The 24614-nt window shown below is 71.9% G+C and carries 25 protein-coding genes; 15 read left to right on the top strand and 10 right to left on the bottom strand.

Annotation, left to right across the window (positions count from 1 at the left end):
• Positions 1-2 precede the first annotated feature (2 nt).
• The gene (locus ACQPY4_RS07920; protein WP_433333964.1) at positions 3-692 is read right to left on the bottom strand and encodes a succinate dehydrogenase cytochrome b subunit; all 690 of its coding nucleotides are present in this window, start codon (positions 690-692) and stop codon (positions 3-5) included.
• A gap of 189 nt (positions 693-881) precedes the next feature.
• Complete coding sequence (locus tag ACQPY4_RS07925) at positions 882-2102, bottom strand: PP2C family protein-serine/threonine phosphatase (RefSeq protein WP_433333966.1); 1221 nt, start codon at positions 2100-2102, stop codon at positions 882-884.
• Between the two features lie 248 nt (positions 2103-2350).
• Between ACQPY4_RS07925 and ACQPY4_RS07930 the strand changes: the two genes are divergently transcribed.
• Together ACQPY4_RS07930 and ACQPY4_RS07935 are read left to right on the top strand one after the other, a co-directional pair.
• Positions 2351-4045 carry an ABC transporter transmembrane domain-containing protein gene (locus ACQPY4_RS07930; RefSeq protein ID WP_433333968.1) on the top strand — a complete coding sequence of 565 codons (1695 nt, stop codon included), beginning with the start codon at positions 2351-2353 and terminating at the stop codon, positions 4043-4045.
• Positions 4042-5880, top strand: a complete 1839-nt coding sequence (locus ACQPY4_RS07935) for an ABC transporter ATP-binding protein (RefSeq protein WP_433333970.1) — start codon at positions 4042-4044, stop codon at positions 5878-5880. The genes ACQPY4_RS07930 and ACQPY4_RS07935 overlap by 4 nt, the downstream gene beginning before the upstream one ends.
• Here ACQPY4_RS07935 and ACQPY4_RS07940 read toward each other — a convergent pair.
• Positions 5779-7860: a prolyl oligopeptidase family serine peptidase gene (locus tag ACQPY4_RS07940; protein ID WP_433333972.1), complete on the bottom strand. Its 2082-nt coding sequence runs from the start codon at positions 7858-7860 to the stop codon at positions 5779-5781. The genes ACQPY4_RS07935 and ACQPY4_RS07940 overlap by 102 nt on opposite strands.
• Positions 7861-8023: 163 nt before the next feature.
• Between ACQPY4_RS07940 and ACQPY4_RS07945 the strand changes: the two genes are divergently transcribed.
• The 4 genes from ACQPY4_RS07945 to ACQPY4_RS07960 are packed head-to-tail and all read left to right on the top strand — an operon-like array spanning position 8024 to position 11455.
• Positions 8024-9454 carry a serine/threonine-protein kinase gene (locus tag ACQPY4_RS07945; RefSeq protein WP_433333974.1) on the top strand — a complete coding sequence of 477 codons (1431 nt, stop codon included), beginning with the start codon at positions 8024-8026 and terminating at the stop codon, positions 9452-9454.
• Positions 9455-9505: 51 nt separating this feature from the next.
• Positions 9506-10411 carry an N-acetyl-1-D-myo-inositol-2-amino-2-deoxy-alpha-D-glucopyranoside deacetylase gene (gene mshB / locus ACQPY4_RS07950; RefSeq protein ID WP_433333976.1) on the top strand — a complete coding sequence of 302 codons (906 nt, stop codon included), beginning with the start codon at positions 9506-9508 and terminating at the stop codon, positions 10409-10411.
• 23 nt (positions 10412-10434) lie between these two features.
• On the top strand, positions 10435-10899 hold the full coding sequence (locus tag ACQPY4_RS07955) for a DUF6113 family protein (RefSeq protein WP_433333978.1): 465 nt from the start codon (positions 10435-10437) through the stop codon (positions 10897-10899).
• Between the two features lie 13 nt (positions 10900-10912).
• Positions 10913-11455 (top strand): flavin reductase family protein, encoded by a 543-nt coding sequence (locus tag ACQPY4_RS07960; protein WP_433333980.1) that lies wholly within the window; start codon positions 10913-10915, stop codon positions 11453-11455.
• A 97-nt stretch (positions 11456-11552) separates the two neighbouring features.
• Here ACQPY4_RS07960 and rocD read toward each other — a convergent pair whose 3' ends face one another.
• On the bottom strand, positions 11553-12719 hold the full coding sequence (gene rocD / locus ACQPY4_RS07965) for an ornithine--oxo-acid transaminase (protein WP_433338854.1): 1167 nt from the start codon (positions 12717-12719) through the stop codon (positions 11553-11555).
• A 206-nt stretch (positions 12720-12925) separates the two neighbouring features.
• Between rocD and ACQPY4_RS07970 the strand changes: the two genes are divergently transcribed.
• A complete protein-coding gene (locus tag ACQPY4_RS07970) occupies positions 12926-13384 on the top strand; it encodes an Lrp/AsnC family transcriptional regulator (RefSeq protein ID WP_433333982.1) in 459 nt (152 codons plus the stop codon).
• A gap of 1 nt (position 13385) precedes the next feature.
• Here ACQPY4_RS07970 and ACQPY4_RS07975 read toward each other — a convergent pair whose 3' ends face one another.
• A complete protein-coding gene (locus ACQPY4_RS07975) occupies positions 13386-13706 on the bottom strand; it encodes a DMT family transporter (protein ID WP_433333984.1) in 321 nt (106 codons plus the stop codon).
• Entirely contained in the window at positions 13706-14353 is a 648-nt protein-coding gene (locus tag ACQPY4_RS07980; protein ID WP_433333986.1) for an FMN-dependent NADH-azoreductase, read from the bottom strand. Before ACQPY4_RS07980 ends, ACQPY4_RS07975 begins: the two co-directional genes overlap by 1 nt.
• Positions 14354-14434: 81 nt before the next feature.
• Between ACQPY4_RS07980 and ACQPY4_RS07985 the strand changes: the two genes are divergently transcribed.
• Complete coding sequence (locus ACQPY4_RS07985; RefSeq protein WP_433333988.1) at positions 14435-15031, top strand: TetR/AcrR family transcriptional regulator; 597 nt, start codon at positions 14435-14437, stop codon at positions 15029-15031.
• Positions 15032-15576: 545 nt separating this feature from the next.
• On the opposite strand, the gene ACQPY4_RS07990 is transcribed toward ACQPY4_RS07985, so the two are convergent.
• On the bottom strand, positions 15577-16359 hold the full coding sequence (locus tag ACQPY4_RS07990) for a protein kinase domain-containing protein (protein ID WP_433333990.1): 783 nt from the start codon (positions 16357-16359) through the stop codon (positions 15577-15579).
• 17 nt (positions 16360-16376) lie between these two features.
• Positions 16377-16715: a hypothetical protein gene (locus tag ACQPY4_RS07995; protein WP_433333992.1), complete on the bottom strand. Its 339-nt coding sequence runs from the start codon at positions 16713-16715 to the stop codon at positions 16377-16379.
• Positions 16716-16812: 97 nt separating this feature from the next.
• Here ACQPY4_RS07995 and ACQPY4_RS08000 point away from each other — a divergent pair, with 97 nt between their 5' ends.
• The 3 genes from ACQPY4_RS08000 to rraA are packed head-to-tail and all read left to right on the top strand — an operon-like array spanning position 16813 to position 19113.
• Positions 16813-17391, top strand: coding sequence for a TetR/AcrR family transcriptional regulator (locus ACQPY4_RS08000; protein ID WP_433333994.1), 579 nt, complete (start codon positions 16813-16815; stop codon positions 17389-17391).
• Between the two features lie 29 nt (positions 17392-17420).
• Positions 17421-18650: an MFS transporter gene (locus tag ACQPY4_RS08005; RefSeq protein WP_433333996.1), complete on the top strand. Its 1230-nt coding sequence runs from the start codon at positions 17421-17423 to the stop codon at positions 18648-18650.
• Complete coding sequence (gene rraA, locus ACQPY4_RS08010; protein WP_433333998.1) at positions 18631-19113, top strand: ribonuclease E activity regulator RraA; 483 nt, start codon at positions 18631-18633, stop codon at positions 19111-19113. Before ACQPY4_RS08005 ends, rraA begins: the two co-directional genes overlap by 20 nt.
• Here rraA and ACQPY4_RS08015 read toward each other — a convergent pair.
• Entirely contained in the window at positions 19106-19507 is a 402-nt protein-coding gene (locus ACQPY4_RS08015) for a hypothetical protein (RefSeq protein ID WP_433334000.1), read from the bottom strand. The genes rraA and ACQPY4_RS08015 overlap by 8 nt on opposite strands.
• Before the next feature lie 187 nt (positions 19508-19694).
• Here ACQPY4_RS08015 and ACQPY4_RS08020 point away from each other — a divergent pair, with 187 nt between their 5' ends.
• The 4 genes from ACQPY4_RS08020 (at position 19695) to ACQPY4_RS08035 (ending at position 24144) form a co-directional block, all read left to right on the top strand.
• A complete protein-coding gene (locus tag ACQPY4_RS08020) occupies positions 19695-21743 on the top strand; it encodes a M6 family metalloprotease domain-containing protein (RefSeq protein WP_433334002.1) in 2049 nt (682 codons plus the stop codon).
• A 104-nt stretch (positions 21744-21847) separates the two neighbouring features.
• Positions 21848-22576, top strand: a complete 729-nt coding sequence (locus tag ACQPY4_RS08025) for a hypothetical protein (RefSeq protein WP_433334004.1) — start codon at positions 21848-21850, stop codon at positions 22574-22576.
• A gap of 3 nt (positions 22577-22579) precedes the next feature.
• On the top strand, positions 22580-23419 hold the full coding sequence (locus ACQPY4_RS08030; RefSeq protein WP_433334006.1) for a J domain-containing protein: 840 nt from the start codon (positions 22580-22582) through the stop codon (positions 23417-23419).
• Complete coding sequence (locus tag ACQPY4_RS08035) at positions 23419-24144, top strand: J domain-containing protein (RefSeq protein WP_433334008.1); 726 nt, start codon at positions 23419-23421, stop codon at positions 24142-24144. The genes ACQPY4_RS08030 and ACQPY4_RS08035 overlap by 1 nt, the downstream gene beginning before the upstream one ends.
• On the opposite strand, the gene ACQPY4_RS08040 is transcribed toward ACQPY4_RS08035, so the two are convergent.
• Positions 24131-24586, bottom strand: coding sequence for an NUDIX hydrolase (locus tag ACQPY4_RS08040; RefSeq protein WP_433334010.1), 456 nt, complete (start codon positions 24584-24586; stop codon positions 24131-24133). The genes ACQPY4_RS08035 and ACQPY4_RS08040 overlap by 14 nt on opposite strands.
• Positions 24587-24614 lie beyond the last annotated feature (28 nt).

Genomic DNA, 24614 nt, shown 5'->3' on the forward strand with positions numbered 1-24614 from the left:
GGTCAGCTCACCACTCCGAACGTGATCGCGAGGGGCACGGTGGCGAAGCCGAAGGCCACCAGGGCGGCGACCGTGGCGGCCAGGGTGCGCAGCAGCCGCTCGTTGCGCGGTGTGCGCAGGCCGAGGGTCTGGAACGCGCTCCAGATTCCGTGCCGCAGGTGCAGGCCCGTCAGCGCGAGGGCCAGGAGGTAGAAGGCGGTGACGTACCAGCGGGACGGGTCGAAGTCGGCGATCATCCGCTCGTAGGGGGTGGCGTCACGGCCCTTGGGGTTCACCACGAAGAAGGTGAGGTCCAGCAGGTGGTAGACGACGTACAGGGCGATGATGACGCCGCCCCAGCGCATCGTGTGCACCGCGTATCCCTGCGCGTGCGACTTCTTCTTCGACTGGTACTTCACCGGACGGGCCGCGCGGGCCCGGCGCGCCAGCGAGATCGCCGACCACATGTGCAGGACGACCGAGACGGCCAGCACGACCTCGACGAGGGTCAGGACCGTCCGGTGCGGGACGGCGGGCTCGCCGACCGTGCGGAGCCAGTGCGCGTAGTGGTTGAAGTCGTCCGCCCCAAGGAAGATCTTGAGGTTCCCGATCATGTGCAGGATCAGGTAGAGCACGAGCACCGCGCCGGTGACGGCCATGACGGCCTTCTTCCCGACGGTCGATCGGTGGATCGGAGATATCGCTGTAGCCACGCCCGCACGGTAAGTCCGACCCGGTCCAGAGTTCCAAGTCATCATCAAACTCGTGCCGATAGCCACAGGCTATGAGCAGAGCGGCCGGGGCCCGCCAGAGTTCCCAGACGGGGACGAAGGTGAGGGACCTCACAGGCCGCGAGGGGGCTGAGAGGTGACCGACCTCACACGTTTCGCGAGGTCAGAACGTCAGCAGGGTGTCGCGGTGCGGGTCAGCAGCAGCACGGCGAGGTCGTCGGTGAGGGCGTCGCCGTTGAGGTCTTCGACCTCGGTCACGAGGGTGTCGATCAGGGCGCGTCCGGTGGCGCCGCGGCCCCGCGCCCCGGCGGCCAGGTCGACCAGGCCCTCGGTGCCCAGACGGGCCGCGCCCTCGCCGACCCGCCCCTCGATCAGGCCGTCGGTGTAGAGCATCAGGCCCCACGACTCGCCGAGGTCGATCTCGGTGGTCGGCCATTCGGCGCCGGGCACCAGGCCGAGCGCGGGTCCGTGCGCGTAGCCGGGCAGCGCCGAGACCTTCGGCTTGCCGTCGTCGTCCTCGCGGAACAGCAGCGGCGCCGGGTGGCCCGCCAGGTGCATCCGGGCGGTGCGGCGGGACGGGGCGATCGTCACCATGCACAGCGTGGTGAAGATCTCCTCGCTGCGGCGCTCGTGGCCCAGGACGGTGTCGAGCGTGCCGAGCAGCTGCTCACCGGAGTGCCCGGCCAGGACGAGCGTCCGCCAGGCCATGCGCAGCTGGACGCCCAGCGCGGCCTCGTCGGGGCCGTGCCCGGAGACGTCACCGATCATCAGATGAACGGCGCCGCCCTCGGTCTGCACGGTGTCGTAGAAGTCGCCGCCCAGCAGGGCGCGGCGGCGTCCGGGGCGGTACCGGGCGTGGTGCCGCAGCGAGGCGTCGTCGATCAGCGGGACGGGCAGCAGCCCGCGTTCGAGCCGGGCGTTCTCGCGGCCGAGGATGCGGGCCTCGACCAGGCGGCGCTCGGTCTCCTCGGCGCGCTTGCGCTCGATGGCGTACCGGATGGCGCGGGCCAGCAGCGGCCCGTCGACCTCCTGCTTGACCAGGTAGTCGGCCGCGCCCGCCGCGACGGCCTGGATGCCCAGATGGGCGTCCTTGAGGGAGGTCAGGACGATCACCGCGGCGCGTCCGGACATGTCCAGGACCTCGCGCAGCACCTCGAGCCGGTCGGTCTCGGCCGCCGACAGGTCGACCACGATGCACTGGGTGCGGCGGGTGCGCAGGCGGCGGGCGGCCTCGAGGCTGTCGGCCACGGTCATGGCCACGGCCAGCCCGCTGTCGTCGAGCATCCGCTCGACGAGGAAGACGTCGGCGGGTTCGTCATCGATCAGCAGCAGGTCGATGCGGTCGTCGGCGCCGGGGGTCACGGGATGCCGATGATGACTGATGGTGCTCACGAAGGTTCCGGATTCTCGGGCGACGGGCGGCGGGTGTGCGGCGAACTGCTGCGAGCATGGCGGCGTCGTGCCGGCCGCCTGGATCCCGGCTCTGGAGGCGGCGGAGCGGTGCTCCTACCGCCCCGACCCTAGCGCCTCCGATCACGATTCCGCATCCCCGGTCAAGGTCGGTAAAGCCTTTCCGGAGGTCAGGGCGCCCGGAGAAAATCGCTCGATTCGCCCGTGGGAGGCCGCATAACCTTCGATCCGTGAAGTCACTTCCGGTCGAAGATCCCGGGCGGCCGGATCACCGCTCACCCAACCGCTACCTGCTCTGGCTGCTGCTCACCCAGCGGCGGAGCGTGGCCGCCGCTGCCGCCCTCGGCGTGATCTGGATGCTCAGCCAGGCCCTGATGCCCGCCGCCATCGGACGCGCCATCGACGACGGCGTCGCGGCCAAGGACTCCGGTGCCCTGCTCGCCTGGACGGGAGTCCTGTGCGGGCTGGGCGTGGTCCAGGCCGTCAGCGGAGTCACCCGGCACCGGATGGCCGTCTTCAACTGGCTCTCCGCCGCCTACCGCACCCTCCAGATCGTGACCCGCCAGTCGACCAGGCTCGGCGCGAGCCTGCCCAAGCGGCTCAGCGCGGGCGAGGTCGTCAGCGTCGGGATCTCCGACGTGTCCCACATCGGGGACGCGCTCGACATCGCCTCCCGGGGGTCGGGCGCCGTGGTGGCGATCTTCGTCGTCGCCGGAATCCTGCTGACCACCTCGCCGCCGCTGGGGCTGATCGTCCTGGTGGGCGTCCCGGTGATCCTGGCGGTCGCGGCGCCGCTGCTGAAGCCCTACCGCGTCCGCGAGGAGAAGCACCGCGAGCTGGTGGGCGAGCTGAACACCCACGCCACCGACCTGGTGGCGGGCCTGCGGGTGCTGCGCGGCATCGGCGGCGAGCGGCTGTTCGCCGGGCGCTACCGGGACGAGTCGCAGCGCGTCCGGGCGGCCGGGGTGCGCACCGCCGCGGCCGAGTCCAAGCTGAGCGGCGCCGAGGTCCTGCTGCCGGGCCTGCTGGTCGCCCTGGTCACCTGGATCGGCGCGCGGTTCGCCGCCGACGGGACGATCACCGTGGGCCAGCTCATCGCGTTCTACGGGTACGCGGTCTTCCTGATCCACCCGCTGAAGGTGCTGGGGGAGGCCGCGGGCAAGGTGACCAAGGCCCATGTCTCGGCCGGACGAGTGGTGCGGCTGCTCGACCTCGAACCCGAGGTGGAGCTGTCCGGCACGACCCCGGTCGACGGCTCCGCCGAGCTGGTGGACGCCTCGTCCGGCCTGGTCGTGCGGCCGGGGCGGCTCACCGCGATCGCCGCGGCCGACCCGCGCGACGCCCAGGCGATCGCCGACCGGCTCGGGCGCTACACCGACGGCGAGGTGACCTATGGCGGCGTCCCGCTGGGCGAGGTCGCCGACGTCCGGTCGCGCATCCTGGTCGCGGTCAACGAGGACCGGCTGTTCACTGGCCCGCTGGCCGCGTCGCTGACCGTCCGGGGCGAGCCGGACGGCACGCTGGAGGGCGCCCTGCGCGTGGCCAGCGCGGAGGACGTCGTCGCCGAGGTCGGTCTCGACGCCCAGGTCGCCGAGGCGGGACGCGAGTTCTCCGGCGGGCAGCGGCAGCGGCTGCGGCTGGCCCGCGCGCTGGCCGCCGACCCGGACGTGCTGATCCTGGTCGAGCCGACCAGCGCGGTCGACGCCCACACCGAGGCGCGCATCGCCGACCGGCTCGGCGACGCGCGGCGGGGGAGGACGACCGTGGTGTGCACGACCAGCCCGCTGGTCCTGGACCGCGCCGACCACGTCGTGTTCGTCCGCGACGGCGTCGTGGCCGCCGAGGGCGTCCACGGCGTCCTGCTGGACACCGAACCCGCCTACCGCGCCACCGTGACCCGAGAAGAGGACGACGGCCCGTCATGAGCAAACAGATCCTGCCGGTGGCGACGCCGGTCCAGGTCCGCGCCTACGCGCGGCGGATGGTGCTGTGCCATCCGCGCGCGCTGGCCGCGACGCTCGCCCTGCACGCGCTGGCCGCCGTGACCGGGCTGATCTCGCCGCGGCTGCTCGGCGAGCTGGTCGAGGGCGTGGAGAAGGGCACCGCCCGCATCGACACGATCGGGCTGGCGATCGCGGTGTCCGTGATCGCCCAGGGCGTGCTGGTCCGGTACGCGTACTACTCCTCGGCGCGGCTGGGCGAGCGCGTCCTGGCCGAGCTGCGCGAGGACTTCGTCGACCGGGTGCTGGCGCTGCCGCTGTCGACCGTCGAGCGGGCGGGCACCGGCGACCTGGTCACGCGCACCTCGCGGGACGTCGACACGCTGAGCACCAGCGTGCGGTACGCCGTGCCCGAGCTGCTGGTGGGCATCGTCGTGAGCGTCCTGACGGTGATCGCGCTGATCCTGACCGGGCCGCTGGTGGCCCTGCCCTGCCTGGTCGCGGTTCCCGGCCTGGTGCTGGTGATGCGCTGGTACCTGCCGCGCGCCCACCGGGGGTACCTGCGGGAGAACAGCACCTGGGCCGACATGACCGACGGCCTCGCCGAGACCGTGCACGGTGCCCGGACCGTCGAGGCGCTGAGCCTGGAGGAGCGCCGCCACCGCCGCACCGACGAGGACATCGCGGCCACCTACGCCGTCGAGCGCTACACGCTCGGGCTGCGGACCGTGCTCTACCCCGTCATCGAGCTGAGCTTCGTGCTCCCCGTCGTGGCGACGCTGCTGATCGGCGGGATTCTCTACAGCAACGACATGGCGACCCTGTCCCAGGTCACCGCCGCGACGCTGTACGTCCAGCAGCTGATGATCCCGATCGAGATGATCCTGTCCTGGATGGACGAGCTGCAGCTCGGCAGCGCGTCGCTGGCGCGGCTGCTGGGCGTGGGGAACGTCCCGGCGGACCGGACGGCCAGTGGCGAGCGTCCCGAGGGGGAGGAGCTGACCGTGCGGGACGTCTCCTACGCCTACCGCGAGGGGCAGGACGTCCTGCACGGCGTATGCCTCGACCTGCGTCCGGGCGAGCGGCTGGCGATGGTCGGCCCCAGCGGCGCGGGCAAGTCGACGCTGGGCCGCCTGCTGGCCGGGGTGGACGGCCCACGCGAGGGCTCGGTCACCGTGGGAGCCGGCAAGCGCGTCTCGCTGGTGGAGCTGCCCCTGGACGAGCTGCGCGGCCATGTCGCGCTGGTCACCCAGGAGCACCACGTGTTCCGGGGGACCGTCCGGGAGAACCTGGTGATGGCCCGCCCCGACGCCGACGACGACGCGGCGTTGGCCTCGCTCAAGGCCGTCGACTGGGACGGCCCCGGCCTGGACGTCGTGGTCGGCTCGGGCGGCGAGACCCTGTCACCGGCCCAGGCCCAGCAGCTGGCGCTGGCCCGCCTGGTGCTGGCCGACCCCCACACCCTCGTCCTGGACGAGGCCACCGCCCTGCTCGACCCCCGAGCGGCCCGCCATCTGGAACGGTCGCTGGCGGCCGTCCTGGAGGGCCGCACGGTCGTCGCCATCGCCCACCGCCTCCACACCGCGCACGACGCCGACCGGGTGGCCGTGGTCGAGAACGGCCGCATCACCGAACTGGGCACCCACGAGGCCCTGATCGCCGAACGGGGCTCCTACGCGGCCCTGTGGTCCTCGTGGCACGGGAACCCCGGCGCCCGTTCAGGAGGCGAGGTGCTGCTTGAGAAAGCCGACCTGGAGGTGGAGGAGGTTCTCGGCGACGATCTCCTGCGGCGTCATGTGGGTGACGCCGGAGAGCGGTAGGACCGAGTGCGGGCGGCCCGCGGCCAGCAGCGCCGAGGAGAGCCTGAGGGTGTGGGCCGCCACCACGTTGTCGTCGGCGAGGCCGTGGATCAGCAGCAGCGGGCGCTCCAGCCGGGCGGCGTCGTCGATGAGCGAGTTGGCCTTGTAGTTGTCGGGCTCCTCTTCGGGGTGGCCCAGGTAGCGCTCGGTGTAGTGGGTGTCGTAGAGCGTCCAGTCGGTGACGGGGGCGCCCGCCACGGCGGCGTGGAAGACGTCGGGACGGCGCAGGACGGCCAGGGCCGCGAGCCAGCCGCCGAACGACCAGCCGCGGATACCGACGCGGGTGGTGTCGAGGGCGTCGGGGAAGCGGCGGGCGGCCGCGTCGAGGGCCGCGATCTGGTCTTCCAGGACGGGCCCGACGAAGTCGCCGCGGACCGCGCGTTCCCAGGCGGGGCCACGGGCGGGCGTGCCGCGCCCGTCGGCGGTGACGACGGCGAAGCCCTGGTCGGCCAGCCACTGGGCCTCGCAGTAGACGCGCTGGACGGCCAGGACCCGCTGGGCGTGCGGCCCGCCGTAGGGGTCCATCAGGACGGGAAGCCTGCCCTGGCCGGCGGTCCAGCCGGTGGGGAGCACCACGGCGGTCCTGATCTCGCGGTCGCCGGCGCGCAGGAACTCGACCCTCGGGGTGAGGACCGGGGTCTCGGCCATCGAGGCGATCGCGTGGGTCGCCGTCGGGGTGCGGATCTCGGCGGTGACCCCGGGGGCGTCGAGGCGGGAACCGGTGATGACCGTGATGTCGCCCGAGCGGGTTCCGGTGAAGTAGCCCTGCCCCTCGGTGAGCCGTTCCAGGGCGTCCGGGGTGTACTGCCAGACGTGGGACTCGGTCGGCTCCTCGGCGGCGGTGAACAGGATCGTGTCGTCCTCGACGGCCAGGACCGAGCGCACCTGGAGGCCGGCGGGCGTGACCGGCTCGCCGTCGACCGTGACGCGGCGGGTGTCGGTCGCCGCGTCCTCGGTGATCCAGACCAGACCGCCCCGGCCCGTGCGCGCGGGGATGCCCGGGACGACGTCGGTCCATACCGGGTCGTTCTCGGCGTGCAGCAGCGTGGTCTCGCCGTTGGACGGGTCGACCCGCAGCACCCGCTGGGAGCGCTGGTCGCGGGGCTGCACCACGATGAGCAGGCCGTGGCGGTCCCACGTGGAGGTGACGATGTAGGGGAACTCGCCACGGTCCCACGCGACGCCGACGCGTCCGCCGTCGACCTTCACCAGCACCAGCGAGACGATGGCGTTGGGCGTCCCGGCGGCCGGGTAGGCGATCTCGGTGGCCTCGCGCTCGGGGTTGGCGGGGTCGGCGATGGTCCAGCGCAGGACGGGAGTCTCGTCCACCCGGGCGACCAGCAGGGTGCCTCCGTCGGGAGACCACCAGTACCCGCGCATCCGGTTCATCTCCTCGGCGGCGATGAACTCGGCGAGCCCGTAGGACACCTGGTCGCTCTCCGGGCGCACCAGGGGCCGGTCGCCGGAGCCGTCGAGCTCGATCACGCGCAGCGTCCGGCCCGACACATAGGCCACGCGCCGCCCGGCCAGGTCGAGCCGCGGGTCGAACACCGGCGACTCGGCGGGGAGGCCGCGCACCTCGCCGGACGCCAGATCACAAGTGAAGAGCTCGCCGCCCAGGGTGAACACCGCGGTGCGGACGTCGCGGTCGACGGCGTAGCCGACGATGCCGCCCGCCTGCTCGCGCGCGCGTTCGCGACGAGCCCGTTCCTCCGCGGGCAGGTTTTCCTCACCCGGGACGTCCAGCGCCGCCGGATCGGCCACCAGGCGCTCCTGGCCGGTCGCCGTGTCGAGCGTCCACAGGCAGGTCAGCGGGTCGTCGCCCGCCTTGGTGCGCAGGAAGACCACCTGCGACCCGTCCGGCGCGACGGTGAACGCGCGGGGGACTCCGAGGGTGAACCGCCTGGTGCGGGCGCTCTGCCGCGGGAAGCTGATGCTCATGGAAGCCGAGTCTGCCAGCAGCGGGTGACGGCCCGCGCACGGTCGGGCGGCGCGTCGCACCCGGACGCGCCGGAACCGCACATGATCGGGTTGGGCTCGCGTAAGCTCAAAGCTTCCCCCAAACAATCACGGTTATGAGTACGTGGGTACGAAGGAGTGGTCCATGCCGGAGCTGCAGCCGGGAGATCCTCGGCGGCTGGGTTCTTACGAACTGCTCGAGCGGCTGGGTGAGGGCGGCCAGGGCGTCGTCTACCTGGGCATGGACACCTCCGGGAACCGGGTCGCCATCAAGCTGCTGCGCGCCGACCTCACCGAGGACGCCGCCGCGCGCAACCGGTTCGTCCGCGAGGCGCAGGCCGCCAAGCAGGTCGCGCGCTTCTGCACCGCGCAGGTGCTGGAGGTGGCCGAGGCCGGCGGAATGCCGTTCATCGTCAGCGAGTACGTCCCGGGCAACTCGCTGTACAAGCAGGTGACCGAGGAGGGCCCGATCACCGGGGCCGCGCTGGAGCGGCTGGCGATCGGCACCGTGACCGCGATGGTGGCCATCCACCAGGCCGGGATCGTCCACCGCGACTTCAAGCCGCACAACGTGCTGATGGCGCCCGACGGCCCCCGCGTGATCGACTTCGGGATCGCCCGGGCGCTGGACGCGGGCCAGACCAACGCCACCAAGGCCATCGGCACCCCGTCGTACATGGCGCCCGAGCAGGTCGCGGGCGCGACGCTGAGCGAGGCCGTGGACGTCTGGGCCTGGGGCGTGACCATGGCGTTCGCCGCGACGGGACGTCCGCCGTTCGGCGACGACACCGTGGTCGCGGTCATCAACCGGGTCATGAACGAGCCGCCGTCCCTGCAGGACGTCCCGCCCGACCTGCACAGGCTGATCGCGTCCTGCCTGGTCAAGGAGCCCGCGCGCCGCCCGAACGCCCAGCAGCTGATGATGGCGCTGATCGGCAGCGGCCCGGCGGGCCCGACCATGATGGACGACCCCGCGCAGGCCACCTCGATGCTGGCCGAGGGCTCGCACCTGGCGGCCGGTCCCGGCGCCACGGCGGTCGCGCCCGGCATGCACACCCAGCCCGGGGGGCAGACACGGCGGGTGTCGCCCGCCGAGTTCACCGGGACGCTCCCGCCCGCGGGCGGCCAGTACCACGGCCGCCGCCGCGCCGGTGGCCCGCCTCCCGGCGGGTACTACGACGAGCCCGAGCGCCGTTCCAAGGCCCCGATGGTTCTGGCGATCCTCGCGATCCTGCTGGTGGCGGGCATCGCGGGAGTCGTGATGGCCCAAACGGGCGGCAACGACAACCCGGGGACGACGGAGACCTCCGACAGCCCCAGCCCCGAAGACTCGCCGACCAAGAAGAAGACCAAGCGGCCCACACCCACCCGCACGATCGAAGAGACCGAGCTCCCGACCAAGCTCCCGACCAAGTTGCCGACGCGGACGCAGACGCCGACCAAGACGCCGACGCAGACCGAGGATCCCGGCACCCAGGACCCCGACCCCGGCACCACCGACCCCAGCACCCAGGACCCCGACCCGGGCGGCGGCGACCCCGGTGGCGGCGGCCAGGACGACGGCGGCGGCAACTGACCGCAGGGCGGCCGACCGTTGGACTCCGAGCCCTGAGTAGGCTCGGATTCCATGAAGGAGCCGCGGATCCTGTTCGTCCACGCCCACCCGGACGATGAGACCATCGGGACCGGGGCGACCATGGCCAAGTACGCGGCCGAGGGCGCCCATGTCTGCCTGGTCACCTGCACCCTGGGCGAGGAGGGTGAGGTCATCCCGGACGGGCTGCGCCATCTGGCGTCCGACGGGGAGGACCGGCTCGGCACCTACCGCATCGGGGAGCTGGCCGACGCCTGCGCGGCGCTGGGCGTCACCGACCACCGCTTCCTCGGCGGGCCGGGACGCTGGCGCGACTCGGGGATGATGGGCGCGCCCACCAACGACGACCCGCGCTGCTTCTGGCGGGCCGACGTCGACGAGGCCGCGGCCGACCTGGTCGAGGTGGTGCGCGAGGTCCGTCCGCAGGTCGTCGTCACCTACGACGAGCGGGGCAACTACGGCCACCCCGACCACATCCAGGCGCACCGGGTCGCCCGCCGCGCCGTCGAGCTGGCGGCCGACGGGGAGGGCGAGCGCTGGCAGGTCAGCAAGTTCTACGCCTACGCCACGCCGCGCACCGTATTGGCGCGCGCCATCGCGGTCATGCGCGAGGCCAAACTGCCGTTCGACCGGGTCGCCGGGCTGGACGAGCTGGGCTCCGGCGTCCCCGACGACCTGGTGACCACGGCCGTCGACGCCCGCGCCCACCTGCCGGCCAAGCTGGCCGCCCTGCGCGCCCACGCGACCCAGGTCACCGTCGCGCCCGACGAGGTCGGACCGTTCTTCGCCCTGTCCAACAACCTCGGCCAGCAGGCCTTCGGCACCGAGTACTACATCCTGCTGGAGGGCGAACGCGGCCCGGTCGGCCCCGGCGGACGTGAGATCGGTCTCCTCGGCGGCCTGCCCTCGGCGTCCGAGCCCGCCGCGCACCAGAGCTGAACTTCTGCAATACCCTGACGGGCGTGGAAAAGGACGACGAACCGGTGACGCTCGTCAAGACCGGCCTCGAGCCCCCTCCCGCCGAGCACTCGCTGGAGGCGTTCGTGGCGGGCGCCGCCTACGCGGCCCTCGGCGTCCTGGCGGCCCTGGTGGCGCTGGTCGGCTCGTTCCTCCAGGTCTTCGAGGCCGGTCCGGTGCCGGTCGCGTCGATCGCGCTGGTCCTGGTGGTGTTCGGGCTGGTGCGCGCGGCGGGCTGGGCCATGGGCCGCCGCCTGGGCGCGCTGGTCCCCGCGCTGGTCTGGACCCTGGTGGTGTTCGTCCTGTCCCTCCAGCGGCCCGAGGGCGATCTGATCGTCCCGGGGACGGCCGCGGGCTACTTCTACATCGTCGGCGGCATGGTGGCCGCCGTGGTGGGCGTCTACCTCGTCCCGCCGGACGGACCCTCGGGGCAGTGGCTGCTGAGAGGGGCCTCGCGCACCGACGGATAGGGTCTGTTGCGTCGTGAACCACGAGTCCCGTCCCGCGCAGCCGCCCCCCACGCCCGCCGGGGGCGTCGACCCCGCGCGTTTCCGCCAGGTCGCCGGGCGCTTCGCCACCGGCGTCACGGTCGTCACCACCGTGGCCGGGGGCGACGACCACGCCATGACTGTGAACGCCTTCACCTCGGTCTCGCTCGAACCGCTGCTCGTCCTGGTCTGCGTCGAGAAGGCCGCGCGCTTTCACGACCTCGTCCTGGAGTCGGGCCTGTGGGCGGTCTCCGTCCTGGCCGACGGCATGCGCGAAGCGTCCGACTGGTTCGCCACCCGGGGCCGCGAGCTGGACGGCCAGCTCTCCGGCTGGGCCCACCATCGCGGCGCCACCGGCGCCGCCATCCTCACCGGCTCGGTCGCGGCCATCGAATGCCGCACCCACGCCGTCCACGACGGCGGCGACCACACCATCATCGTCGGCGAGGTGCTGGCCCTCTCCGTCCCCGCCCCCGACGCCCGCCCCTTGATCTTCCACGAGGCCCGCTACCGCACCCTGAACGACCCCGCACAATAAATGAGGCCCTCCACCCCATTGTGGAGGACCCCAAGCCTCACGCCCACCCCACCTTCCCCGGGTACTCGGCCATGCGGACGCGGGGGTGGGCAGGGCGTCAGCCCTTGAGGGCTAGTTCGAGTTGGTCGAGGGCCCAGTCGAGGTCCTCGCGGCTGATGATGAGCGGAGGCGCCAGGCGGAGGGTGGTCTCGTGGGTCTCCTTGGCCAGGACGCCCAGTTCCTTGAGGCGTTCGCTGACCGGACGGGCGGGGCCCGTCAGCTCGACGCCGGCCCAGAGTCCGCGGCCGCGGACCTCGCGGACGGTGTCGGCGGACAGCGCGCCGAGGCGCTCGTGCAGGTGGGCGCCCAGAGTGCGCGAGCGCTCCTGGTACTCGCCGGTCTTCAGCATCGCGATCACTTCGCGGGCGATGGCGCAGGCCAGCGGGTTGCCGCCGAAGGTCGAGCCGTGCTGGCCGGGCTTGAAGACGCCGAGGACGTCGGAGTCGGCGATCACCGCGGAGACCGGCATGATGCCGCCGCCGAGCGCCTTGCCGAGGATGTAGACGTCCGGGACGACGCCCTCGTGCTCGACGGCGAAGGTCGTGCCCGTGCGGCCCAGGCCCGACTGGATCTCGTCGGCGATCATCAGCGCGCCGTTGGCCGTGCAGAGCTCGCGGACGGACGTCAGGAAGCCGCTCGGCGGGACGTTGACCCCGGCCTCGCCCTGGATCGGCTCGATGAGGACGCCGACGGTGTTGGCGTCCATGGCCTGCTTGAGGGCCTCGACGTCCCCGTATGGGACGGTGCGGAAGCCCGGCGTGTAGGGGCCGTAGGAGTCCTTGGCGTCGGGGTCGGTCGAGAAGCTGACGATCGTGGTCGTCCGGCCGTGGAAGTTGCCCTCGAAGGTGACGATGTTGGCCTCGCCCGCCGGGACGCCCTTGACCTCGTAGCCCCACTTGCGGGTGGTCTTGAGCGCCGTCTCGACGGCCTCGGCGCCGCTGTTCATCGGCAGGACCATGTCCTTGCCCGCCAGCTCGGCCAGCTCGGACACGAAGGGGCCGAACTGGTCGTGGTCGAAGGCGCGGCTCACCAGCGTCACCCGGTCGAGCTGGCGCTTGGCGGCCTCGGTCAGCCGGGGGTTGCGGTGGCCGAAGTTGACCGCGGAATAGGCGGCCAGCATGTCCAGGTAACGCTTGCCCTCGACGTCGGTGACCCAGGCCCCGTCGGCCTCGGCGATCACGATGGGAAGCGGGTGGTAATTGTGTGCGCTGTGCTCCTGGGACATCGCCCGCAAACGCTCGGACTGGGTCACGGCACTCCTTCACCCGTTCGGCCCGGCGCCGGCGCCGGGATCGCTTATGGCACCGGGTGTCGCCCGGTGGTTGGGGGGATGGCGGACCGGGGGACGAGTGGTCGCCGGTCCAGAACTCAGCGTATGTTCGGGATCAACCAACGACCAATGGTGAGAGTCGACTTTGGGGGAGATATTTGTTGCGTCTTGACGAGCTCGACCGTCGAATCGTTGCACAGCTCCTGGAGAACGGTCGCGCCTCATATGCCCAGATCGGAGACCAGGTCGGGCTGTCGGCCCCGGCGGTGAAACGGCGGGTCGACCGGCTGCGGGCCGACCGGGTCATCACGGGCTTCGCGGCTGTGGTCGACCCGGCCTCGCTCGGCTGGACGACCGAGGCGTTCATAGAGATCTACTGCACGGGGGCGACGTCGCCCGACGAGATCTACTCCAGCATCCGCAAGCATCCCGAGGTGGTCGCGGCGTACACCGTCAGCGGCGACGCGAGCGCACTGGTGCATGTGCGCGCCCGCGACATCCAGCATCTGGAGCAGGCGCTGGAGCGCCTGCGCCGCGAGCACAACATCACCGCGACCAAGACCTCGATCGTCCTGTCCCGCCTCATCGGCCGTCCCATCGACGCTCCGTCGGCGGGCTGACCTATTCGGGGGCGGTGACCCGGGCCAGGACGATGCCGCCCACGATCAGCGAGAGCGCCATCGCGCGTCCCACGGTGACCGGGTCCTTGTGGATCACGACGCCGAGCGCGATGGCGCCGACCGCTCCGATGCCGGTGAACACCGCGTAGGCGGTGCCCACCGGGAGCGTCTGCATGGAGCGCGACAGCAGGTAGACGGCGACGGCCGCCAGGACGAAGCACAGCAGGGTCGGCAGCGGCCGGCTGAAGTTCTGGGTCGGTTTGATGCTCTGCGACCAGGCGATCTCCACCAGCCCGGCCAGCCCGAGGAGCAGCCAGGCCATCAGCCCTCCTTGCCGAGGTCGTAGGCCGCCTTGAGCGCGGCGTCGTAGGACTCGTCGTGCTTGGCGCGCAGGTGCGCCAGGCCCGGGTCCAGGCGGGAGTTGACCAGCTCGGCGTTCACGAACGTGACGTCCTCGACCGCGAAGTGCCCGGCGAAGAAGTCGCGCAGGAAACGCTCCTGGTAGTCGAAGCGCTCCTTGGGCGCTCCGGGCCCGTAGGCGCCGCCGCGGGCGGTGGTCACGACGAAGCGCCGTCCCGCCAGCGACATCTTGGGGAAGGTCACCTGGTCGAACCACGCCTTGAGCGAGGCGGGGACGGAGTAGTTGTACATCGGGGTGGCGATCAGCACGGTGTCGGCCTCGACCAGCTCGGTCAGCAGCGGCTCGACGATCTTCCACGCGTCGGCCTGCGCGGGCGTGCGCACGGCCTCCGGGAGCCGTCCGATCTCGGTGATGCCGTGCTCCAGGACGTGGTCGCAGAGCTCGGTCCACGCCTCCCCGATGAACGGGACGGGGTCGGCGGCCAGATCCCGGCGGGTGTAGGAGCCGTCCGGGTGCCGCAGGCGCCAGGCCGTGGCGAACGCCTCCCCGACCTCCCGGCTGATCGAGGCGCGCCGGGCACTGGCGTCGAGATGCAACAACGAGGGCATGGGGACTCCTTAACTGGACATCGCGTCCGCTTCACTGTAGGAGAAAAGCGGACATCGTGTCCAGTTGATACGCTCTTGCGCATGCGCCGCATCGACCTGCTGACCGGGCAGCCCGCCGAGCCCGCGCGCGAGCGCGCCGACGCGGCCCGCAACCGGGCCAAGGTGCTGAAGGCGGCCGCCGAGATCTTCGCCTCCCGCGACCCCCGCGCCGTCACCATGGACGAGATCGCCAAGGCCGCCGGGGTCGGGCGGGGCACGCTCTACCGGCGCTACCCCGACACGGCCTCGATCGCCATGGCGCTGCTCGACGTCCACGAGCATGACTTGCAACAACGCCTGCTGGACGGCCCCGCTCCGCTGGGCCCCGGCGCCCCACCCGCCGAACGCCTGGCCGCCTTCTACGCCGCCATGGTCGAGCTGCTGGAGGCCCACGGCGCCCTGGTCCTCGGCGCCGAACCCGGGCGCCTGCGCTTCGCCGCGGGCGCCTACGGTTTCTGGCGCGCCCACGTCAGATCCCTGCTCATCGAGGCCGGCGTCCCCGAAACAGACGCCCTGACCGACGTCCTCCTGGCCGCGCTGGCGCCCGAGGTCTACGAGCACCAGCGCGAGCGCGGCCTGACCCCGTCCCAGATCACCGGGGCGCTGACCCGCCTCGCCCACAGCGTGCTGGGCGAGTGACCAGAGCGGCCGTGCTGACCGGCGTCCCCTGGTGTCGCGTTGGCGCCCGGGGCGTCTGTGAGCAGCAGCGTGGGCTGACGTCGCTTCGGATTGTCGGGGCGCTGACGCGTCTTGCCTGCAGCGTGCTGGGCGGGTGACTGGCTTGGTGGGCGTGCTGGTCGGCGGCCTCTTGGTGTCGCGTGGGGGCGCCCGATGTCTGTGAGCAGCAGCGTGGGCTGACGTCGCTTCGGATTGTCGGGGCGCTGACGCGTCTTGCCTGCAGCGTGCTGGGTGGGTGACCGGGGTGGGCGTGCTGGTCGGCGGCCTCTTGGTGTCGCGTGGGGGCGCCCGATGTCTGTGAGCAGCAGCGTGGGCTGACGTCGCTTCGGATCGTCGGGGCGCTGACGCGTCTCGCCCCCAGCGCGCTGGGTGGGTGACTGGCTGGGGGGGCGTGCTTACCGGAGTCCTCTGGTGTCGCGTTGGCGCGCGACGTCTGCGAGCGGCAGCGTGGGCTGACGGCGCCTCAGGTCGGGGGGGTGATGGCGCGTCTCGCTCGGGGTGGGGGGTTAGGGGAGGGTGGTCTCGGCGACTGGGTTGAGCGAGACCACGGGGAAGACCTGGAGGTCGGGCGGCGGGCGGAATTCCGGGCGCGTTGGCGGGGCCTTGGTGACGCGGACGGGGGTCGCTGTTCCGGGGGCGGGAGTTTCGAGGGTGGCGATGATCTCGGCTAGGTCGGGTGTGCCGGTCAGGCAGCGCTCTATGAGGTCGCGCAGGGGAGCGGGGACGGCGGCGAGGTCGGCGTCGCCCTCGCGGGCCGTGGCGGCGAAGGACATCAGCGCGCCCAGGGCCCGGACGTCGTCGCCGCCGTTTCCGACGGCGCCGAGGTCGATGATGCGGGGGCCGTCGTCGGCGAGGATCACGCTGGACGGGGCGAGGTCGCCGTGGACGGCGTCGGCCTCGTGGATGGCGCGCAGGCCCTCGGCCAGTTGGGCGAAGAGGATCGTGAGCGCTCTGGGGGGCAGTGGGCCGTGTTGCTCGACGACTTGGGGGAGTGACGGGCCGGGGACGTGGACGGTCGCCCACCAGGGGTCGGGGGCGTCGGCGTGCGCGTCGATGACCGGGGCGACCGAGGGGTGGCGCACCCGCTGGGCGGCGGCGATCTCCGAGCGGAACCGCTTGCGGAAGTCGGCCGACGGCGCGGTCACGACGCGGATGGTCAGGTGCCGTCCGCTCTGGGTGGTGGCCAGGAACGCCTGGCCCTGCCAGCCGGAGCCGAGCCGTCCGAGCACTCGATACCCGCCGATCAGCCGGGGGTCACCGGGGCGCAGCGGCAATGACGTCTCAACCATTCGGCCATTCTCTCCTGCTATCGCCGCAATCCGTCCAGCAGTCGCCGCCATTGGGCCGAGGACAGCCGCGACAATCCGAAGCGCTCGGCCATCGGCTCGAAGGAGGTGATCTGCTCCTCCACGCGCGCGACGGCCTTCTCCAGATCGGCGCAGGGGGCCAGGGGGTCGCCCGTGGACGACCAGAACCACGGCGTGCCCTCCAGGCTGTCGGCGACGCTGACGCTGTCGCCGAACCAGGGGGTCGCGGGATGGAACACCCGCAGCAGCGGAGGTTTCTCGTGATAGCGGGACAGGCTCGACCACCCCGCCTCGGCGAGCGCCCCTCCCAGTGCGTCGAGATGACCGGTTACATCCATCAAATCACCCATGCCCTACCCGACGGGCGAGTTCCGGGGTGATGACGCCGTCCCGAGTATTGAATCGCCGAGTCCAAAACCTGTTATTGTCTGGGCCATGGCGAGGCCCAGGGCGTTCGATGAGGAGACCGCGGTCGCCGCGGCGGTGCGCACCTTTCAGGGGAAGGGATATCGGGCGGCGTCCACCCAGGATCTCTGTGAGGCCACCGGGCTGGGGCGCAGCAGCATCTACAACACCTTCTCCAGCAAGCACGAACTGTTCCTGCGGGCGCTCGTCCACTACACCGAGATCACGACCGCGCGGCAGATCGGCCTGCTCGAAGAGCATGACCGTCCGGTGATGGAGCGGCTGCGCAGGCTGTTCGCGCATGTCGTCGAGGCGGCGCTCGACGAGGGCGGATGTCTCAGCGTCATCAGCACCGTCGAGCTGTCCGGCGACGATCCCCAGGTCGCGGAGATCCTCCGCCGCGACCAGCGCCGCCGCCTGGACGGCCTGCGCTTCGTTCTGGGCGTCGGCCGCCGCGACGGGGAGATCACCTCCGCTCGGGAGCCGGTGGAACTCGCCCATTTCGTTGTGGCGGCTATCGCCGGGCTGCGTGTCGCCGCCCAGGGCGGGGCCGATCGCGCGACGCTCGAGTCCATCGCCGGAACGACCCTGGACGCCCTGAGTCCCTGACCCCTCGACGCGGTGTGGAGAAACGATCCATGGACCAGTTTTGTACTGGACAATCTAAAAATAAGACCCCGCTCGCGGTGTACGTGGTGGCGCTGGGGATCTTCACGCTGGTGACCAGCGAGTTCGTCGTCGCCGGGCTGATGCCGGAGATGGCGCGCGGTCTGGACGTCTCCGTCCCGACGATCGGCTACCTCATCACGGCGTTCGCGGCGGCCATGGCCGTCGGCGGGCCGCTGCTGACCGTGGCCGTGATGCGGGTGCCGCCCAGGACCGCCCTGCTGCTCCTGATCGGGGTCTTCCTGGCGGGGAACCTGCTGGCGGCCACGGCCCCGAACTACGGCGTCATGCTGGCCGCCCGGGTGATCACCGGGACGGCGGCCCAGGCGTTCTTCGGCGTCGGCATCACGATCTGCGTGCGGGTCACCCGTCCGGAGCTGCGCGGACGGGCGATCGCGGCGGCGCTGAACGGCCTGATGCTCGGCACGCTCCTCGGCCTGCCGTTCGCGACCTTCGTCGGCGGGCAGCTGGGCTGGCGCGCGGCATTCTGGGCCATCTCCGCCCTCGCGGTGATCGCCGGGGTGGCCGTCCGGCTGTGGGTTCCGGCGCTGGAGCGGGAGGTGTCGTCCGCCCGCGCCGAGGCCGACGCCTTCAGGAGCCCCCGCCTCTGGCTGGCCTTCTCCACCAGCACCCTGATCATCGGCGCGACCTTCGCCGCCTTCAGCTATCTGAACCCGATCCTGACCGGGCTGTCCGGGTTCGCCGAGAGCAGCGTCCCGCTGCTGCTGGTCGCCTACGGCGCCGCGACCCTGGTCGGCAACATCGTCGTCGGACGGCTCGCCGACCGCCACACCATCGGTGTGCAGATCGTGGGGCTCGCGCTCAACCTGGGGTTCCTGGCGGGGTTCGCGCTGCTGGCCGAGCTCCCCGTCGCGGCGGTGCTCTGCATGCTGGGCATCGGCCTGGTCGGCGTCACGATGAACCCGGCCATGGTCGTCCGCGTGCACCGCGCGTCCAACGCCGGGTCGCTGGTCAACTCGATCCACTCCTCGTTCATCACGCTGGGCATCATCATCAGCTCCTCGGCAGGGGCCGTCCTGCTGTCCGCGCACGGGCTGCGGGCGCCTCTGTGGCTGGGCGCCGGGCTCGCGGCCCTCGGCCTGCTCACCCTGCTCCCCGATCTGACCCGGCGTCCGGCCGAGGCGGCCCGGCCCGTTCCGGACCCATCGGTAGGGTTGCTGGATGGACTTCGCGACCGCTGATCTGATCGACGACTTCGAGGACGAGCTGCGCAGCTGCGAGACCCAGTTCCGCCAGTACGGGGGCCGTGTCTCGTTCGCCGGGCCGGTCTCCACGGTTCGCTGCTTCCGCGACAACGGGCTGGTGAAGAAGCTGCTCAACACCCCGGGGGACGGCCGGGTCCTGGTCGTGGACGGGGACGGCGCGCTCGCCTCGGCCCTGCTGGGCGACATGATCGGCGCGGCGGCGGTGGCCAACGGGTGGGCGGGCGCGGTCATCAACGGCGCGGTCCGCGACGTCGCCGCGCTGCGGACCCTCGACCTCGGTGTCAAGGCGCTCGGCTCCAACCCGCGCAAGAGCGCCAAGGACGGGGTCGGCGAGGTGGACGTCCCCGTCGCGTTCGGCGGCGCGGAGTTCCGTCCGGGCGACTGGCTCTACAGCGACGAGGACGGCATCGTCCTGGCCACGCGCGACCTGCTCAGCTGAACGGGTCGCGCGGCGCGCTCGGGTCGGTCTCGGGCCGGAAGCGCAGCGCCGACCAGCGCGCGTCCACCGACACGTGCCGCACCGGGCGCCATCGGTAGGGCGTGAAGGCGGGCCAGAGGCTGTCGCGGTCGATGTCGGTCGTCCCGTCCTTGGGATAGGAGACCCACAGCATGCCGCCGGGGCCGACCGCGTCGATGGCCTCCTCGATGTGGGCGTCCAGCTCGGCGTGCCCCCTGGCGAACAGGTGGACGGCGTCGGCCGGGTGGTCGTCGATGACCTCGGCGCCGTCCGGCAGGCCCTGCACGAGCTTGGCGTAGTCGTCCGGCGCGTTGATCACATAAACGGTGTGACCGGGCTTGAGGCCCAGCTTCTCCGCCACGGTCCTGTTGCTCATGGCCAGGTACCTACCCAACATCCCCGGTGGCTGAAAGCGGACTTCGTTCGCGCCAGGGGACACACCCGGCCCACCAGGGGGCATGGCGGTACATGCCAGTGTTGGGACGCAGAGATCGGCCAACTCGACCATTGATCATCTGGGCGGGCGTTCCTATGTTGCAGCCACCGACTGAGACAGGGGACACATGCGCGTCAAGAAGATCCTCCTGATTCCGGCGGCCGTTCTCCTGGCACTGTCGGCGGCCCCCGCCGCCGCCCAGCCGAGGCCGCCGGTCCCCGAACCCACCCCCAACCCCTGGCAGATGCGCCACTGGCCGCAGACGCAGCCGTGGCAGCAGGGTCAGCGGCTCCGGACGTTCGCCGCCAACGGCCCGCGTCCGATCGACCCGCAGAACTACGAGCTGCCCGACACCATGACCTGGGACGACTACAAGCCCGTCCCCGGGACGAACTGGGCCGATCCCGCCGTGAAGGGGTCGGTCAAGAACTTCAAGGGCGCCGTCGTGCTGGTCGACTACCCCAACCAGCCCTTCGTGGTGACCCAGCCGAAGAACTCCACGATCTTCGGCAACCCGACCGTGACCGGGAACGTCCCCCGGGAGAAGGTCGCGCAGTTCTACCAGGACTTCCTCAACAAGCCCCAGGACCTCAACAAGGGCCACACCCTGCACGAGTACTGGATGGAGGACTCCGGCGGACGCTACGGCGTCGACCTGACCGCGTTCGGCGCCTACAAGATGCAGGCCAAGGACCACGAGTACGGCATCGACGCCTTCCAGGGCGGCACCGGCTGCCCGTCCGGCGACACCTGCGGCCGCGACATCCGCCGCGACGCGCGCGCGGCCTGGATCGCCGACGTCGGCGAGGAGACCGCCAAGAAGTTCGACTTCGTCTTCTTCCTCACCGCCGGGCAGGACGAGTCGGCCACCTGGCAGGAATTCGGGCAGATGAAGTTCAACACCAAGGAGGACGTCCCGGCCGAGTGGGGCTCGGGCGACTCCAAGCTGCCCAACTGGGTCAAGACCCGCTATGTCGACTGGACGTCGTGGCAGGCGGGCTCGGCGCACTGGCCGAACGCGGTGACCGGCAGCTCCACCCAGGCCGAGAGCTCGGGCATGGGCGTCTACGCACACGAGTTCTCCCACATCCTGGGAATCGGCGACAACTACAACAACCCGTACGGGAACCCGCCGCGGCGCGCCTACTCCGGGCCCTGGGAGATGCTCAGCCGCGGCACCTTCAACGGTCCGGGCGGCCCGCACAGCCGCTGGATGATCCCGGCCACGGGCGGCTCCTCGATGGGCGCCCAGCACATGCTCCGCAACAAGCTCAAGCTCGGGATCGTCGACCCGTCCAAGGTGCTCCAGCTGAACCGCGAGACTTTGGCCAAGGACGGGACGGTCGTGGCGAAGGTGACCGCCCGCGCCGTCCAGCCGGGCTCGAAGGACCTGGCGGGCGTCAACCTGAAGCTGGGCGCGGGCGGTGACCAGAGCCCGGCGTGCGACCCCGCCAAGGACGCGCTCTGCGACGGCGGCAAGTACGACAACTACACCGTCGAGGTCGTCGACCGGATGGGCTTCGACTCCTTCACCCCGGACTCGGGCGTCCTGCTGTCCAAGACCAAGGACCGCGACGACGCCCCGTTCATCTGGGTCAAGGACGCCAACCCGCAGGACATCGACAAGGTCGACTTCGTCAAGCCCGACGGCACCCCGCAGAAGATGACGATCGGCGACTACCGGCAGCTGTCCGACAGCCTGTTCCACGCCGGGACGGACTCCGGCAGCCAGTACGAGTACGTCGACCAGGCCAACCGCCTGCACTTCTACGTCCTGGACCTCAAGCGCGACAAGCAGGGCGTGCTGTCCTACACCGTCGCGATCCGCTCCCTGGACGGGGCGGGCCCGTACAAGCGCGGCGTGCGGGTCGACTCCGGCGAGACCGCCCCGGCCGGATCCGGCTGGGTGAAGTGCACCGTCCCGCTCCGCAACAGCGGAACCGGGGGCTCGGGGCACCACGGCTCTGACGTCTACCGCCTGAAGGCCACCGTCGAAGGCGGCGACTGGCAGACGTGGGTCCCCAACGCCCTGGCCACCGCCAAGACGGGCTCGACCACCCAGGCCGTCGTCTGGGCCAAGGCCAAGCCCGGCGCGGCCAAGGCCAAGCTCATCGTCTCGGCCACCTCAGAGAGCGACAAGACCAAGACCGACACCGGCAACTGCCGTCTGCGCTGACGGCCCAGGCTCGCCGCGCCCCCGGCTTTTCCGGGGGCGCGGCGACGCCGTTTCGTGGCAGTATGCCGCGTGATGTCAGGGCAGAGTCAGGGGCGGTCACACCGGTGAGCTCGATCATTCCCTCCCGGCCGAACGATCCGGAGCGACGGACGGGCGGAGGTCTCCAGCGGCACGGCGCGGCCGCGCCGCTGCACCGGCGCGGCGCGATGGACCTCTCGACCGGTCAGCCGCTGCGTCAGGAGTGCTGGGACGCGATGGGCCAGGGCGTCCGCGACCGCCTCCTCCAGCGCGCCGGGAACGTCATCGAGTGGTGGGCGACCCAGGACGGCGCCGACCCGTCCGGCCGGTCCATGGCGGTCGTCTTCGGCGACCGGGCCCTCTGCGTCGCCGAGCCGCGCGTCAACACCGAGCACAAACCGGTGTACGCGCTGGTTTCCTATGTGCTCGACCCGGGTTCGTTCAAGAACGCCGCCATCGACCACCGGCCCCTTCCAGCGGGCGCCCGTCCCGCCTCGAAGGGGCCCTCGGCCGGTCCCGCCGCGCCGGACCTCGGGCTGGACGCGCGAGCGCGCGGAATCCTCGGGAACCTCCCGCCCAAGGCCCAGGAACTGCTCCAGGCGCCGTTCCTGGGCGGGCAGCGCGTGCTGCGCTGCGACTGGTACTACGAGGGCAGGGAGCACCAGCTCTCGATGTTCATGCTCTATCTGGCGGGCGCCCGCGACGTCACCGTCGCGACCGGCACCAAGGTCGTCCCCGTCGGGCACACCGAGGCGACCGCCCACTGGTCGCTGACCTGCCGCCGGGCCTCGGTGGTCAAGCGCGTCGGCGCGTAGCCCGTGCCCGCGCCCTTCAGGGATCTCGACGGCCACGACGCCTACGAGTTGCTCGGCGTGGCCCAGGACGCCACGTCCGCCGAGATCGGCAAGGCGCGCCGCAGGGCCGTCCGCGACGTCCATCCCGACCACCACGGCGACGCGGACGCCGAGGACCGCACCCGCCTGGTCAACCTCGCCCACCACGTCCTCACCAAGGAGCGCGCCGCCTACGACGCCTTCCGCGCGGGCCCGGCCCTCCAGGAGGAACCCGAGGAGATCCTCGACCCCTGGGACGAGGCCGACGAGGGCGTGGCCGGCGACCCGTGGGAATCGGCGGCCACCAGTGGCGTCTCCACCTCCACACCACCACCACCGCCTCCGCCTCAGGTCATCCATATCCACCACTATCGGGAGAGGCCCGCCCGGCGGCGTTCCCGCGCGGCGCTCGCCATCGCCGTGGTCGTCGTGGTGGGGCTGGTCGCGCTGGGCTCGGTCGCGGTCTCGGCGGGCAAGCGGATCGGCGCGCAGAACGACGAGCGGCGGGCGAAGACGGCGGTGCCCGAGACCTTCGCGGGCACCTGGTCGGGCGAGCTGAAGGACGCCAAGGGGAAGACGACCCGGAAGATCCGGGTGACGCTCTGGCGCGGCGAAGAAGTGGGCGGAGTGGAGTACCCCGGCAAGGGCGGGTGCTCGGCCACCCTCGTCCCGACGCGGTTCGCCGACGAGCGGCTGACCTTGCGGGAGCGCGACGGGACCAAGGGCTGCGGGGACGCGACCGTCGTGGCCACGCGCAAGAAGAACCGGCTGCGTCTGGTCTTCCAGCCGGGCGGCGCGACCGCCGACCTCAAGAAGGAGAAGTGATGGGGGACTACGCCCGGGAGCTGGACGGGGAGGACGCCTACGCGCTGCTCGGGGTGGGGCAGGACGCGTCGGAGGAGGAGATCCGGCGGGGGCGGCGGACGGCGGTCAGGGACGTCCATCCCGACCACCGGCAGGGGGACGCGGAGGCCGAGGCGCGGACGCGGCTGATCAACCGGGCCTACGAGATCCTGACGCGGGAGCGGGCCGAGTACGACGCCTTCCGGGCGTCCGGCGACGACCCCTGGGACGACGCGGGCGACGGGGTCGCCCCCGCCCCGGCCCGGCAGCAGCCGCCGTCGCCAAAGCGGGGACGGCCCGGCGCGGTCTTCGGGTTCGCGGTGAGCGCGATGGCGCTGCTGGGGCTCGTGCTTTACGTCAGCACGCCGTTCTCCAGCGACGCCGAGTCCGCCGACCTGGCCGTGGTGCCCCGGCAGTTCGCCGGGACGTGGTCGGGCACCGTGACCTACTCCGGCGCGTTCACCGACTCGCGGAGCGTGACCGTGACGTTGAAGACCGGGGCCGAGCGGGGACGGATCGAGTACCACGGGGACGACGGATGCGCCGCGGCGCTCGACCCGATGGGGGTGTCCGGCCAAAAGCTGACGCTGGTCGAGCGTCCCCTCGGGAAGGGGTGCGTCGAGGGGACGGTCGAGGCGCTGGTCGTCGAGGAGCAGCTCCGGCTGACGTTCGTGGGCGCCGGGGTCGCCGTCCTCACCCGGAGGTGAGCAGCCGGGAGACCGCCTTCAGCAGGTCCGGGGGCTCCAGACCGTCCAGGGTCTGGATCTCCTCGGGCGAGAACCAGCGGTGGCCGAGGTAGGTCTCGTCCTCCTCGGCGGTGAAGCCGCTGGGCGCGACCTCGGGCGTCTCCTCGAACCGGGCCAGGTAGAACGGCTCGATCTTGCGGTACCGGACGCCCAGCCAGCGGAACTCGCGGTCGACCGGGATCGAGACGTCCCGCACGGACGCGGCGGGCAGGCCGGTCTCCTCCTCCAGCTCGCGGCCCGCGGCCTCGAAGGGGGTCTCGCCGCTCTCGACGCCGCCGCCCGGCGGTTCCCAGATGTCCGCGCCGCTGGCGGGATCGCGCCAGTTGAGCAGCAGGATCCGTCCGGCCGGGTCGAGGCAGACGATGCGGACGGCGGGCCGTTGGCTGGGCTCGGGCTCGGTCACGGTTCCTCCGGGTCATAGGCAAACGCCT

Source organism: Spirillospora sp. CA-294931 (assembly GCF_050946795.1).
GTDB lineage: Bacteria > Actinomycetota > Actinomycetes > Streptosporangiales > Streptosporangiaceae > Spirillospora.

Excerpts from the sequence above, each read along its gene's own strand:
- ACQPY4_RS07935 (WP_433333970.1), top strand. The coding sequence starts at position 4,042 with ATGAGCAAACAGATCCTGCCGGTGGCGACGCCGGTCCAGGTCCGCGCC.
- ACQPY4_RS07940 (WP_433333972.1), bottom strand. The coding sequence starts at position 7,860 with ATGAGCATCAGCTTCCCGCGGCAGAGCGCCCGCACCAGGCGGTTCACC.
- ACQPY4_RS07945 (WP_433333974.1), top strand. The coding sequence starts at position 8,024 with ATGCCGGAGCTGCAGCCGGGAGATCCTCGGCGGCTGGGTTCTTACGAA.
- mshB (WP_433333976.1), top strand. The coding sequence starts at position 9,506 with ATGAAGGAGCCGCGGATCCTGTTCGTCCACGCCCACCCGGACGATGAG.
- rocD (WP_433338854.1), bottom strand. The coding sequence starts at position 12,719 with ATGTCCCAGGAGCACAGCGCACACAATTACCACCCGCTTCCCATCGTG.
- ACQPY4_RS07975 (WP_433333984.1), bottom strand. The coding sequence starts at position 13,706 with ATGGCCTGGCTGCTCCTCGGGCTGGCCGGGCTGGTGGAGATCGCCTGG.
- ACQPY4_RS07980 (WP_433333986.1), bottom strand. The coding sequence starts at position 14,353 with ATGCCCTCGTTGTTGCATCTCGACGCCAGTGCCCGGCGCGCCTCGATC.
- ACQPY4_RS07985 (WP_433333988.1), top strand. The coding sequence starts at position 14,435 with ATGCGCCGCATCGACCTGCTGACCGGGCAGCCCGCCGAGCCCGCGCGC.
- ACQPY4_RS07990 (WP_433333990.1), bottom strand. The coding sequence starts at position 16,359 with ATGGTTGAGACGTCATTGCCGCTGCGCCCCGGTGACCCCCGGCTGATC.
- ACQPY4_RS07995 (WP_433333992.1), bottom strand. The coding sequence starts at position 16,715 with ATGGATGTAACCGGTCATCTCGACGCACTGGGAGGGGCGCTCGCCGAG.
- ACQPY4_RS08000 (WP_433333994.1), top strand. The coding sequence starts at position 16,813 with ATGGCGAGGCCCAGGGCGTTCGATGAGGAGACCGCGGTCGCCGCGGCG.
- ACQPY4_RS08005 (WP_433333996.1), top strand. The coding sequence starts at position 17,421 with ATGGACCAGTTTTGTACTGGACAATCTAAAAATAAGACCCCGCTCGCG.
- rraA (WP_433333998.1), top strand. The coding sequence starts at position 18,631 with ATGGACTTCGCGACCGCTGATCTGATCGACGACTTCGAGGACGAGCTG.
- ACQPY4_RS08015 (WP_433334000.1), bottom strand. The coding sequence starts at position 19,507 with ATGAGCAACAGGACCGTGGCGGAGAAGCTGGGCCTCAAGCCCGGTCAC.
- ACQPY4_RS08020 (WP_433334002.1), top strand. The coding sequence starts at position 19,695 with ATGCGCGTCAAGAAGATCCTCCTGATTCCGGCGGCCGTTCTCCTGGCA.
- ACQPY4_RS08035 (WP_433334008.1), top strand. The coding sequence starts at position 23,419 with ATGGGGGACTACGCCCGGGAGCTGGACGGGGAGGACGCCTACGCGCTG.